Raw genomic sequence first — 13,676 nt, forward strand, 5'->3', positions numbered from 1 at the left:
TTTAAATGGGACATATTCCCTGAGAATAAATGAGAAAAAATCCGACCAATCTTTAAACCAAATAAATTTTAATAGGCTACGCATATCATTAAAAAAAGAAGTTCGGGTTACTAATAACTCACGAACTTTCTGATAGGTATAATTAACTAAATCTAAAACAGTATGAAATAAAAAAGCTAATAAATTCAAAGACAATAATAACTCACACAAATGATTTTCTCCATGACCAAAGTTATGCTCTAAATTATAACCGTGATTTTTAAGAATGTTATTCCCTTCATTCTCAACTTTCCATCTGCTGCGTGCAGCCTTGACAATTTTTTCAACATTATTTTCAGTGATCTTATGATTAGTAATCCAATTATTTTGGTAGATGATTTTCTGTGTTTTTTCATTAATAACAGTTACTTCGCACCAATTAACTTCGAGACTGGAGTCTTCATCTTTTAAGGGAACTCTAGAAGCATAACGATAACGATAAATTAAATTTTTTCGTCCATCCCATTGTTTGGTTTCAACGGTTGCAACTTCTCCACTTTTTTCTAAGAAGTCTAGCCATTCATATACAGTTTTATGCGACGCTTCCAGACAAACAAAAATAAAATTATAACCTTGTTTTAGAGCTAGTTCACAAATAGGTTGGTGAGAGTACAAGTCGTCCCCTAAAAGAGTTGCAGCATAACCATACTTGTTTTGATGATTCTTATTTAACCATCTTTTAACCGCTGCATTTTCACAATCTTGTTTTTGATGCCCATCTTGCTTTTTAATAAATTCTGGTTCTAAATTAATTACTTGTTTTTGATTAGGAGAAACTACAATGGGTGTGACACAGCCATGAAAATAAGTTGTAGTTCCATTTCGATGATTACGACAATTACAATGAGGGCAACTAATTTTTTTAGATGAGAAATATTCTGTCCCATCTAAAGCGATTAAAATTTCTTCATCTAAATAGACAAACTTTTTCAAAACTCCATTTTTATTTAACCATTCATAGACTTCTTGAAAAGTCATAAAGATAGTAGCGGCTGGAACTGGATCTAACAAATTTCTTATTTGATTATCACAGGGGATTTTCTTAATTGAAAATAAACTTTCTGCGTTATCTTTTCCTTTATTGCTTTTCATTAATCTTTGATGCTCTAAAAAAGACGCTGACTGCGTAAAAAAGATTGAAAATGCTGCCATCACTGCGTCTTCTACCTGATATTTCGTATTATTTCCAGGTTTTCTTTCATCAGGTAAATCATGTAATTGTTGACGTAAAAATTGCATTAATTCAGGAATTTCTAGTGTCGCTGTCTTTGGAGTCATGTTTGAGTAATTTGATGCACTATCAGATTTTTAACTCACCGATTTTACATCATCTGACAACAATTATAAATTTTTATTTCCCTTGGATTCCCTATTCTAAAACCCGAACGATAAACTGGATTTTCCCCATTCGTTGTCAAGCAATCTCTCTAGTTTATTGAGTATTCATACTTATTTTTCAACCCGACTGTTTTTTTAGCCAGAGGCAATGGCTAAAAAATAGTTACTTTGTACTATATTTTGAATTCCAAAATCGGGGCTAATACTTTATTTTTTTCAAAATGAGAATTGCTGGGTGATGAAAGTTGTATTTGTCTGAATCAGGATAACTAGGATTAAAGGATGTACAGGATGGTAATTTTTAGATGGTTTATAATCATTTAAGGAAAATCATCAAAAAACATCCTAGAAATCCCCAACATCTCTACAAACCATCATTCAAAAACATCCTGTAAATCCTCAAATCCTGGACATCCTGATTCAGACAAATGCAACTTTTAATACTGATTTACCTGATTTTCTCATCCCCAAATTACCTAAATATCCTTTACTTCCAGCCACATTATTAGGAAGATTAGCAAAGGTGCGTTAGGAGTGCGAAAATATTAGGAAATATACATTGAATTTTATGGATTCCCATTCCCCACTGTGTCAAGCCATAGCCCATCGTATCATCACCAGCCCTCAAAAAAGAATTACTTTTGCCCAATACATGGATATGGTGTTATATCACCCAGAACATGGCTATTATTCTAGTGATGCCATCAAAATCGGCTTTCGCGGTAGTGATTTTTTCACATCTGCCAGTTTAGGCGCTGACTTTGGGGAATTACTAGCAAAGCAATTTTACCAAATGTGGGAGATTTTAGATCAACCTATACATTTTGATTTGGTAGAAATGGGGGCAGGACAATGTATATTAGCATCCCATATTCTCAATTATATACAGCAAGAGTACCCAGATTTTTTTGGCGCAGTCAAATATATTATTGTTGAAAAATCACAAAGTTTAAAACAAGAACAACAACAACGGTTACAAGATTTTGCTGTTGATTGGTGTAACTTGGAAGAAATTCCCTCCAAATCTATTAACGGCTGCTTCTTTTCCAATGAATTAGTAGATGCTTTTCCAGTCCACCAATTTATTTTAGCAGCAGGAGAATTGCGGGAAATTTACGTCACCCTTGCCGAATTAAACCGTGAAATCAGTGAAATCCAGATCATCCGTGATCCTCTATTTATTGAAGTAATAGGAGAACCATCAACACCACAATTAGGAGAATATTTTAAGTTAGTAGGCATTGATTTAAGCCAAAATACTTATGAAAATGGCTATCGTAGTGAAATTAATTTAGCAGCTTTGAACTGGTTGGGTATAGTGGCAGACTGCTTGGAACGGGGGTATGTGCTAACAATTGATTATGGCTACCCTGCTCATCGTTATTATAACCCCAGGCGATCGCAGGGAACTCTCCAGTGCTACTACCAGCATCGTCATCATGATAATCCTTATATCAATATTGGGCAACAAGATATCACTGCCCATGTTGACTTTACAGCCTTATCATCTTGGGGTGAACGGTGCGGACTCAAAAACATGGGTTGGACTCAGCAAGGGCTATTTTTGATGGCATTGGGAATAGGTGAAAGGTTAGCTGCACTCTCCTCTCAACAGCAACCAATATCACAGTTGCTACAACGACGGGAAGGATTACACCAACTAATTAACCCAGGAGGACTAGGCAACTTTGGCGTTTTAGTCCAAAGCCAGGGACTAACTGAACAAGAAGCATCACAACCACTCCAGGGATTAGTCGTACCAGAGTAGAGATCAAAGAGAAAGGTTAAAAATCTCTTTAACAATCCTGTATTAGTCCTGATTGCACTAGCATAACAGAGATGACATTTAAGTCAAAAATCTACCCAAGAGAAATAATTATGACTGCTCATGATCTGTTAGTGCTAGTAACTCTACTGTCCCCCGGACTCTTACTTTCCATAATCATTATGGTGACTTTTGCCGCTGGAGGCTAGTACCGCTTCGCGGAAGTCAAAAGTTAAAAGTCAAAAGTCAAAATTAATTGGGTATGGGTAATAAATTCTTCCAATTATCCGTACCCACTGACAACTGACCACTGACCACTGACAAATAACAACTGACCACTGACAAAGGAACGTAAAACATGAAGGTGGCATTTCTGGGAACTGGATTGATGGGACTACCGATGGCTCAAAGGTTATTAGCTACCGATATAGAACTAATTGCCTATAATCGCACCCCAGAAAAATTAGAACCGTTACGGAAAGCAGGGGCGCAAATTGTGACAAAACCCCGCGAAGCCATCCGTGCTGCTGACTGTATCGTGCTAATGCTTTCTAACGCCGCAGCTATTTATCATGTACTTCTGACAGATACTTCTTGGCATACTTTATCAGGACGCAGCATCATTCAAATGGGGACAATTAATCCCTTAGAAAGCCAAGAAATCAGAGATACAGTAGTTGCGGCTGGTGGTGAATATATAGAAGCACCTGTCCTCGGTAGTATTCCCGAAGCTCAAACTGGCAAGTTAATTGTCATGGTAGGTGGAGAGGAAGAACAATATCAGCGTCATTTAAAGTTACTCCAACATTTTGGCGAAAATCCTGTATATATAGGCGCTGTGGGTTCGGCATCAAACCTCACCCTGGCGCTCAATCAACTGATTGCTTCTCTGACAACTAGCTTTGCTCTGAGTTTGGCGTATATTCAGTTGCAAGGCATTGATGTTGATTTGTTTATGCAGGTTTTGCGCGAAAGTAAACTTTATGCGCCTACTTTTGATCAAAATTTGCGGCGGATGTTAGATGGCAATTACAATAACGCTAACTTACCGACAAAACAACTGATCAAAGAAATAGATTTATTTATCTCGGAAGCAAAATCCTTGGGTTTGAATCTCAACAGCATTGAGGGTGTAAGGCAAATCTTACACGCAACTATGAAAATGTCCTATCCAGAAGATGATTATTCATCCGTATTTCCAGCAATTCGGGAATGGGGTGAAGTCAGTGGAGGTTGAAAAAGAATGTAGAGACGTTCCATGGAACGTCTCTACAAGGATTATGACTAAAACGGGATGTCATCTGGATCGGGTTCTGGCGTAACTCCTACAGGGGATGGAGACTGCACAGGGGCGGGTTGGTATGTCGGCTGAGGGGCTGTTACCTGGGGCATTGGGGCGGATGTGGGATAGTTTGATTCATAATTAGTAGGGCTGTAGGTTGGTGGCGCTACAGGGGTTTCATAGGCTGGTGTGGTTCTCGTGGCTGCCGGTGGTGAACTGGTATAAGTACCTTGTCCGATGGCGTGAATCTTTTGGACTGTTAATTCTGCGCGTTTTTCCTTAAATCCTTCGGGGCGATCAATTGTATTCATACCTAAGCGCCCTTCAATAATAACGCGATCGCCCTGATGATAACTTTGGTGAATCTCTTTTGCTAAATTTCCCCAACCTACGACTTTTAAAGGATGCGTTGGATCATCTGGTTTTGCTCCCGCGACATGAACGATCATTTCTGTAACTTCTAACCCATCTGGTGTGTGACGCAGTTGGGGATTATCGTAAATTTCTGCCATCAAAATACAACTGTTCATCGTCTGCTCCTGATTTTTAATACTTTTTCTCACGGTGAATTGCACTCGACGAGAAAAGTCAAGCATAATTAGTTAGGGCAATCATCACACGGATCATTGTTTTTCTATATTACACCTGACTAGAACGAGCATTATGTTTTGTCTGTATAGAACAATTGTACTATATTACGGTCTGGACTGTGATTTATATAATTAATTGGATTTATGTGATGATCGTAATGGGCATTGTATTATAGTGTTTGGTTAGGAGAAAAAGTTTTATGCTGAAGCGTATTTATATTGATAATTTTCGCTGCTTGGTAAATTTTGAGCTTAATGTTGACTCAATTAACTTATTTCTTGGTGGTAACGGAGCAGGTAAATCAACTGTTTTTGATGTATTGAGGAAAATTCAAACTTTTGTCAGAGGCGATGATAAAGTCGAAAAAATATTTAAATCTTCTGACTGTACACGCTGGCAAAATTCACAAATTCAACGGTTTGAGTTAGAAATTGATGGTAATGATGGCAGTTATAAATATGAATTAGGAATTCATTGTAAAAAGGGTAAGATTGAATATGAACGACTTTTATTTAACAATAGACATTTATTAATACATGAAGATAAAAAAACACAATTTTATAAAGATGATCATTCATTATCTTCAGAATTTGTTTTATCTTTGCCGCATTCATTTTTGTCTTTATTAAATCCAGAAATAGATAATACTAAGCTAGTTTGGTTTAAAGAAAGTTTGGAAAAAATAATTATTATTCAAATTGTTCCTGGTCAGATAATTGATAGTAGTAAACAGGAAGAAACTAAATTAAACTATTACACAGATAATTTTGTATCCTGGTATCGTTATATTTCACAAGATCAAGGTAAAACTGCTGAATTAATGAGAGTTTTACAAGATATTTTATCAGGTTTTGTGAGTTTTAAATTTGAAAAATATGGCGAAGATTCTCGAATTTTAAAATTAAGATTTTCTTCAGAGAAAGAAAAAAAAATCATTGATTATCGTCTTAGTGAATTATCTGATGGTCAAAAAGTTCTGATGGCTCTATATACTCTTTTATATTGCACAGAATCAGAAGACTATACATTATGTATAGATGAACCAGAAAACTTTTTAGCACTTCCAGAGATTCAACCTTGGCTACTGCAATTGTATGATTTTTGCGATGAAGGAAAATTACAAGCCTTACTAATTTCACATCATCCCGAATGTATTAATTATCTTTTAGCATCACCAATAGGTTACTGGTTTGAACGTCAAAGTAATGCACCTGTAAGAGTGAGAAAAATCAGTAATGAAGAAGCTGATGATTCAGGATTAAAGATTTCAGAACTGATTGCGCGGGGATGGTTAAAATGAGCCAGCGGAGAGTGCAGATAGTCATTTTGTGTGAGGATAAACAACAAGAAGTTTTTGCTATTCATTTTTTGAAAAAGCGTGGTTTTACCTTAGATAGAAATTTCCGCACCGAAATTTGTCCTAAAGGTGCAGGAGAACAGTTTGTCAGAGAAAAATATGCCAAAGAAGTGGTAGAGTATCGTAGACGAAGAAATAGACGTTCTGGAATGCTCATTGTTTTAATTGATGCAGATAAAAAAACAGTTGAAGAAAGACTAAAACAATTAAATGATGCACTTATAGAAAATTCACAACAACTTCGTCAACCTAATGAAGCTATAGCAGTTTTTGTTCCCAAACGAAATATTGAAACCTGGATACATTATTTACAAGGTACAAATGTTGATGAAGAAACAGAATATACAAAATTGAAAAAGCAATCTGATTGTAAACCCTATGTTGAGAAATTAGTCAACCAGTGTTCTCAAGGTAATTTAGATGAGAAGACACCACCTTCCTTAAAAGCTGCTTGTGGAGAATTACAGAGAATTTTGCCATTAATTGAATAAGTTATCAATTCTCATTTCTTGCGAATTTATTGCTTCAATATTGAAATTGAGGCTGTGTTATTATTCATTATAAATAAGTGTCAATTTACTTTGACTCCCATATCTATTCCATCACTTTTTAATTGTCCATCTTCCATGTAAATAATCCGATCAGCTATATCCAGAATGCGGTTATCATGGGTGACTAATAAGATAGTACAGTTTTGTTCTTTGGCTAACATTTGCATTAATTCCACCACATCACGGCCAGATTGTTTATCTAATGAAGCTGTCGGTTCATCTGCTAATACTATTTTGGGATGACTGACTAAAGCGCGGGCGATCGCTACCCGTTGTTTTTGTCCACCGGATAAATTCTCTGGATAGTAATTAACCCGTTCTCCTAAACCGACGTGTTCTAACATTGCTGTAGCTTTAGCATTAATATCGCCATTGAGATGATGTTCATGTAACTCCAAAGACATCCGCACATTTTCTTTGGCTGTTAAAAAACTCATCAAATTATGTGCTTGAAAAATATAACCAATTTGGCGACGTAATTTAGTTAATTGCCCTTTTTTTGCACCAGACATTTCCTGTCCTAATATTTGCAAACTACCATTTTGGGCAGAACGTAAACCCCCCATTAATGATAATAGGGTAGTTTTGCCTGAACCCGAAGGACCAGTCATAATCACAATTTCTCCCGCCTTAATCTCTAAATTAATATCAACTAAGACTTGTTTTTGTAGCGCACCTTTACCAAAATAATGATTGAGATTACTAACAGAAATAACTGTTTCTGAACTAGAAATAACTTCAGAAGCAATAGTTGTAACTTCCAATGACATAGTTCCTTCCCTTTGCGCCTTTGCGCCTTTGCGTGAGTCAGTTTAAAAAATATCCGCCGGATCAGCAGAACGGAGTTTTCGCATCGCTATTGCGCCAGAAACAGTACACATAATTACTGTTAAGAAAAAAACATTAATTGCCCGATCTACCTTCATATATATTGGTAAAAGAGTTGCGGCAAATGTAACTTGATATAACCCAAAAGATAGGAAAAATGCAGGTAAATAACCCAATGCAGCTAAAAACAATGCTTCTTGTAATAAAACTCGCAATAGATAATTATCAGTGTAACCCATTGCTTTGAGAGTAGCGTATTCTGGTAAATGATCAGAAACATCAGAATATAGCACTTGATAAACAATGACAATACCAACAATAAAACCGACTATTACACCCAAACTAAAAATAAACCCAATCCCTGTCCCATTAGCCCAATAAGTTTTTTCTTTTTGGGCAAATGTTTCGGGAGTACCAACTTCAACAAAGGGATTTTTAGGATCTGGATTTAGTCCTATTTGTAGTTGTGCTTTGACTTTTTCAAGATCAGCATCGGGTTGAAGAGTAATTAACCCAACTTCAATTTGATCAGCTTTGCGAGTAGGAAATAATTGTAAAAACGTAGAATCACTAGTGACGACATTACCATCAGCAGCAAAGGAAGCACCATTTTGGAATAAACCCTTAACACTGACATTTTTGCCGCTTAATTCGGCGTTAAACTTCCCAGTTGCTCGAAAAATACTGCCAATTTCTCCATATTCTGGACGACCAGCTTCATCAAATATAACTTGATTCAATTGTTTAAGATTATCTTTCTTTGCTTGCAGTTCAGGAAACTTTAAACCAGGTGCAGATGGATCTACACCCCAAACTAAGATAGATCGATCTATTTTAGTTTGAGGATTGCGCCATTGTCCGGTACTAATGTAAATAGAACTGACTGATTTTACACCGTTGTAACTTAATGCTTGATAAAGTCTTTCTCTAGAAAAGCTTTTGACTGAAAATAGGGTTTGAAATTGAGGATTTGTTACTACTAAATCTGCTTGTAAATTGCGATGAGGTTGAATAGCAGAATCAAATAAGGCACTTTCAAAACCCATTTGAATAAATATTAGGATATCCGCAAATGCAATTCCCGCCACTGCAACTAATAGCCGCGTTTTTTCCTTCATCAACTGTCGCCAAGCTAGGGGCGTTTTCCGAAACATTTTATTAATCATGAGTTTTTTTTATGCATTTTGATGAGAAATTAATTACAATTTAATTGCTGTTTGCACTTGTAAATTAGTTAAGCCGGAAACTTTTTTACTATCTTCAGGATTGAGGAGAATTTTTACTTCGACAATGCGACTGTCTAAATTTTCTCCTGGTTGATCACCAAAAATATTTTGGCGTTTGACTTGTAAACCAATTTGCTGGACTGTACCTTGTAATTCTCCTGTAAATCCTTGACTGGTAATTATGGCTTTTTGTCCTAATTTTATCTTACTAATATCAGTTTGATAAACTTCTGCTACTGCCATCATTGCGTTAGTTTGGGCAAAGTCAGCAATCCCTTCATCACCAATTTTTTCACCGACGCGAGTATGAATTTTGATAATTTGTCCCGTCATAGGGGCGCGAATATAAGCTGCTTCTAGTTCAGTTTTTGCCCTGTTTAGATTAGCGATCGCACTTTCAATTTCTGTTTGTGCTAACTGCACATCTACAGGACGAACTTCAGCAATACTATTGAGTTTACCTTGAGATTCATTAATTTGTTTATTACTAGTAGCATTAATCCGATTGAGAGCAACTTTAGCTTCTGCTAATTGTTTATTGGCTGTAGTATTAATGCGGTTGAGAATAGCTTGAGATTCACTTAATGTCTGTTTAGCAGTTTCTACATTTAACCGTTTACCATCAATTACAGAATTAGAAATTGCCCCTTCAGAAAATAACTTTTCATAGCGTTTATATTCTGATTCGGCATTTTTGAGTTCTGCGGTTAGTTTATTAATAGTTGCTGTTTGGGCAATTCTATCACCTTCCCATTGGGCTGATATACGGGCAATATTTTCCTGTTGGGATTGTTTATCTCCTGCATATTGTGCCTTAATTCTCTCCACAATTGCTGACTGTTCTTGAATTTCTCCTGATTTAGCCCCAGCTTTAATTTGTGCGAGTTTAGCTTTAGCAACTTTCACTTGTTGCTGGGATTGAATCACAGATTTTTTTAATAGATCACGGGATTGTAAAATAGCAATTACTTGTCCGATTTTAACATTATCACCTTCTTTAACTAATAGTTCAGAAATGCGATCGCCATCTAATGCTAAAGGTGCAGATAATTTAATTATTTCCGTTTTCGGTTCTAGTCTTCCTAAAGCAGTAACTATTTGCGGAATAGGGACAATAGGTTTGGATTCAGTTACAGAAGATTTTTCCATTTTTCCAAAGTTAGAAATCCCATAAATAGCAATTCCTCCTGTTATCGCAGTGGCCGCAATTATTAAAGCAATTAACCCTTGATTTTTAGGTTTAAACAACTGTTTATAACTCATCATAACTCCCAAAGTGATAAAACAAATTTTTCTACATTTATTGACGCTTAACTACTAACCTTAAAGTCGGTTTTTTGTCGTAAATAGGCTACAATCATCTCTCCTAAAAGCTGACACTGTTCAGAGAAATCAATGTTTTCATTTCCCCATAATTTTTCGAGAACCACACCATTCACAAAACTCAAAACAAAAGATGCTAATACTACATCTGGAACACCTAATAAATCACAGGCTACTTGCTGACATCGTTGATTAGCCCGTTTAAAAACAGTGCTATTACTCAACATTATTTTTGAGTCTTGATGTTGACAAAAATCAACCCATAGATAAGTCCATTTAATTAAATAATCCTCATTTTTAACAAGATATTGACCCAACGCTGCCATCAATTCTAATAAGTTATTTTTTCCTCCAAATTCTGTTAAAGCTGTAATGATATCCTGCTGACTAATTTCTTCCACCAATTGCTCAAACAAAGCTTGTTTGTTGGGAAAATAATGATATAGCGTACCTGTGGAAACCTTTAAACTCGCAGAAATCTGCCGCATAGTAATCGCTGCATAGCCTTTTTCAGCAAACAAATCAAAACATTTATTGAGTAATTCTTTACGGTATTGTTCATGATTAACAATTTTCGGCATAACAGCTATCGTCTCTATATCGAACGCTTGTTATATTAAATAATATAATAAACCTAAAGTGTTTGTCAAGATATCTTTACAAATTCAGATATCCTAATTCAATAGGATTTACGCATTGACAAGCTCAACCATGAGGTATGGGTTTCGGGCATTTCAACGTGATTTTGTGATGCTTTTTGAGCGAACTGCTTGCAGCAGCACTTCGCTATCACTATTGATCGGAAGTTAATCGCTAAAAACCTGAAATGAAGGATTTTAGTTTAGGCACATTATAGTGAACCTTTACAGTAGTTAAGAATAATAGGTTAAATGATAGATATATATCTATGATGATAATATCATATTCAAATATATCCGGTGTATACAAATAATTTGAGCTAATGCTATCCTACAACAGAGTGCAAAAAGCTATAATCCACATTCCGCACCCTGGGGTGTCACATAGTATTATCACTTGATTTTCTCTTGATTTCTGGATATAAATTATGCCTTGTCGGCATCATGTATCCGTTAATTCATTGAGATTCTGTATATAATACATCCTCATTTCATCATAAAAAACAGTAAAAACCGATTGTGACAGTTGAGGGTGCGGAAGATAGGCTATAATGTCTTGCTAATTATGAAAAAATCACACTGTAGCGTCTAAAAATATCAAATTTATTGTTCATGATTTTTGTTGATACATAAGTCATAGGTTTTTACTTAGATGATAGAATTTAAAGCCTTGAATACATTAGATCAGTTACTTACCTACCGAGCTAAGGTACAACCTAACCGTAGGGCTTATACAATGCTCGATATTAACGGTGCAGAAGATAGTTATATTACCTACGGGGATATGTATTCCCAGGTGATTAATATAGCTCAAAGATTATTGTCTGAAGGACTACAATCACGTAATGCGATTTTACTTTATCCACCAGGAATTGAATTTATAGTTGCATTCTTCGGTTGCCTTTATGCTGGGGTTTTACCTGCACCTATCCATATCCCAAAACGTAATCGTTCCAACAAGAAGATTGCAGATATTGTTTCTGCCACAAAAGCCTCAGCAATATTACTTCTTAGCAAGGATGAACAAGCTTTTCGGGATACTTTGAGCAAGGAAGAAAATTGGCCAAAGGATCTGATTTATGTACCAACAGACATGACTGTTGAGCCAGCAAACTCTCAGAACTTACCTTTACCAGAGATAAATGGATCAGCGATCGCATTCTTGCAGTTCACGTCTGGCTCAACTTCACTACCCAAAGGTGTGATGATCAGCCATTCAAACTGTCTAAGTAACCTTGATATGGCTTTGTCTGTAAGTCAGGCAACTCCTTCTTCTACTTTTGTCAGTTGGCTTCCTCATCATCATGATTTGGGATTAGTTGCCCATTTGCTGCACAGTTTGTATGCTGGTAGTCACTGTGTGATGTTAGCACCAACAACCTTTGTTTCTCGACCTATTGAGTGGCTACGAGCCATCACGAAATACCGTGGGGAATATACGGGCGCACCTAACTTTGCCTATCAATTATGTGTTGACAAGATTCAACCTGAAGAGCAAAAAAATCTTGATCTTTCTTCCTTACGCATGGCGATCAACGCCGCCGAACCCATTAATTCCCAAACTCTTTGGGATTTCAGTGCTAAATTTGCTGAGAATGGATTTAAACCTCGGATGTTTCTCCCAGCTTATGGCATGGCTGAGGGAACAGTATTTATATCTTCTGGAACCCTTGATCGAGAACCAGTTTATCTGGAAGTGGACTTAGAGTCATTAGGTAAAGACAATATTGCTAAGCCAGCAACGACAGAGACTCACAAGAAGATTTTTGTTGGCTGTGGTCACGCAAAACTTGGCGAACAGATCTTTATTATTGATCCCAAACGCAATTGCGAAGTTCCCCGTAATCATGTGGGAGAGATTTGGTTGACCGGCCCTAACGTGATGTGTGGTTATTACAACAATGCAGAAGCCACCGCTCAGACTCTTGTTTCTCAACAAGGCGGTCGCCCCTACCTCCGTACTGGTGATCTAGGCTTTATGGATGATAATGGCGAACTCTATATCACCGGCCGACTCAAAGATATGATGATCGTCAACGGGGTTAATTACTACCCGCAAGATATTGAAATCTGTGTCGAACAAGCACATCTTGACATTTCCTCCGGTTGTGTTATTGCTTTTAGTGTGCCAGGTGCGACAGGTGAGGAATTAGTAACTGTTGTCGAGTTGAACAAAGCTGGTATAACTAAGATGAAACAATCTGGTTATTTAGAAGAATTAGTTGAAGCTATTAGTTCAAAAGTTGGAGAAAACTTTGAACTGCCTTTAAACCAACTTGTTTTCTTAAAAATTGGGCGCATACCTAAAACATCTAGTGGCAAACTGCGGAGACAGCAATGTAAACAAGAATTTTTACAAGGCATTCCTGATGCACTAGCAACATGGACTCAATATGATTCCACAAATCAATCTCAAGAGGCCGTTGATACCCAAAACCTAGAAAAGACATTTCAAGAGATCATGTCTATGGGTTTTACCCATTTAAAAGTTTTTACCAATCTGATCAAGATATTGACCAATGAATATCAGGTAAAAATGGTTGATTTTGATCTTGAAAAACCCATGCTTGTTTATGGAATTGAATTTCCCCAACTGATGGAGATTCGTGGCCAACTGGAAAAGCAATTAGAATGTCCTATTCCGGTTGAGGTATTTTCTCAAGAAAATAACGTCAAAGGTTTGCTGAATGACATTGTTTGTGCCATGTCTAATCACAATAATTAATCAATCTCAAGGA

Annotated in this window: 10 protein-coding genes and 1 pseudogene; 5 read left to right on the forward strand and 6 right to left on the reverse strand. The window is 36.5% G+C overall.

Going from position 1 to position 13,676, the window contains the following annotated elements; translation table 11 throughout:
- Positions 1-68: 68 nt before the first annotated feature.
- Positions 69-1,317: pseudogene (locus AA650_RS11235) on the reverse strand (ISNCY family transposase).
- Positions 1,318-1,945: 628 nt separating this feature from the next.
- On the opposite strand from AA650_RS11235, the gene AA650_RS11240 reads away from it, so the two are divergent.
- The gene (locus AA650_RS11240) at positions 1,946-3,145 is read left to right on the forward strand and encodes a class I SAM-dependent methyltransferase (protein WP_053539085.1); all 1,200 of its coding nucleotides are present in this window, start codon (positions 1,946-1,948) and stop codon (positions 3,143-3,145) included.
- A 355-nt stretch (positions 3,146-3,500) separates the two neighbouring features.
- Positions 3,501-4,379: an NAD(P)-dependent oxidoreductase gene (locus tag AA650_RS11245; RefSeq protein WP_015078484.1), complete on the forward strand. Its 879-nt coding sequence runs from the start codon at positions 3,501-3,503 to the stop codon at positions 4,377-4,379.
- A 47-nt stretch (positions 4,380-4,426) separates the two neighbouring features.
- On the opposite strand, the gene AA650_RS11250 is transcribed toward AA650_RS11245, so the two are convergent.
- Complete coding sequence (locus tag AA650_RS11250; protein WP_053539086.1) at positions 4,427-4,954, reverse strand: single-stranded DNA-binding protein; 528 nt, start codon at positions 4,952-4,954, stop codon at positions 4,427-4,429.
- 260 nt (positions 4,955-5,214) lie between these two features.
- Here AA650_RS11250 and AA650_RS11255 point away from each other — a divergent pair, with 260 nt between their 5' ends.
- Both AA650_RS11255 and AA650_RS11260 read left to right on the forward strand, forming a co-directional pair.
- The gene (locus tag AA650_RS11255; RefSeq protein ID WP_053539087.1) at positions 5,215-6,315 is read left to right on the forward strand and encodes an AAA family ATPase; all 1,101 of its coding nucleotides are present in this window, start codon (positions 5,215-5,217) and stop codon (positions 6,313-6,315) included.
- Positions 6,312-6,863, forward strand: coding sequence for a hypothetical protein (locus AA650_RS11260; protein ID WP_053541259.1), 552 nt, complete (start codon positions 6,312-6,314; stop codon positions 6,861-6,863). Before AA650_RS11255 ends, AA650_RS11260 begins: the two co-directional genes overlap by 4 nt.
- Before the next feature lie 80 nt (positions 6,864-6,943).
- On the opposite strand, the gene AA650_RS11265 is transcribed toward AA650_RS11260, so the two are convergent.
- From AA650_RS11265 to AA650_RS11280, 4 genes are read right to left on the reverse strand one after another with little or no spacing between them, the layout of a single operon-like run.
- Positions 6,944-7,693: a DevA family ABC transporter ATP-binding protein gene (locus tag AA650_RS11265; RefSeq protein ID WP_053539088.1), complete on the reverse strand. Its 750-nt coding sequence runs from the start codon at positions 7,691-7,693 to the stop codon at positions 6,944-6,946.
- 42 nt (positions 7,694-7,735) lie between these two features.
- Positions 7,736-8,917 carry an ABC transporter permease DevC gene (devC, locus tag AA650_RS11270; RefSeq protein ID WP_081424206.1) on the reverse strand — a complete coding sequence of 394 codons (1,182 nt, stop codon included), beginning with the start codon at positions 8,915-8,917 and terminating at the stop codon, positions 7,736-7,738.
- Between the two features lie 33 nt (positions 8,918-8,950).
- Complete coding sequence (locus AA650_RS11275) at positions 8,951-10,240, reverse strand: ABC exporter membrane fusion protein (protein WP_053539089.1); 1,290 nt, start codon at positions 10,238-10,240, stop codon at positions 8,951-8,953.
- A gap of 47 nt (positions 10,241-10,287) precedes the next feature.
- The gene (locus AA650_RS11280) at positions 10,288-10,881 is read right to left on the reverse strand and encodes a TetR/AcrR family transcriptional regulator (protein ID WP_053539090.1); all 594 of its coding nucleotides are present in this window, start codon (positions 10,879-10,881) and stop codon (positions 10,288-10,290) included.
- Between the two features lie 709 nt (positions 10,882-11,590).
- Here AA650_RS11280 and AA650_RS11285 point away from each other — a divergent pair.
- Positions 11,591-13,663 carry a fatty acyl-AMP ligase gene (locus AA650_RS11285; RefSeq protein ID WP_053539091.1) on the forward strand — a complete coding sequence of 691 codons (2,073 nt, stop codon included), beginning with the start codon at positions 11,591-11,593 and terminating at the stop codon, positions 13,661-13,663.
- The last annotated feature ends 13 nt before the right edge of the window (positions 13,664-13,676 follow it).

The organism is Anabaena sp. WA102, assembly GCF_001277295.1.
GTDB classification, from domain to species: Bacteria; Cyanobacteriota; Cyanobacteriia; order Cyanobacteriales; family Nostocaceae; genus Dolichospermum; species Dolichospermum heterosporum.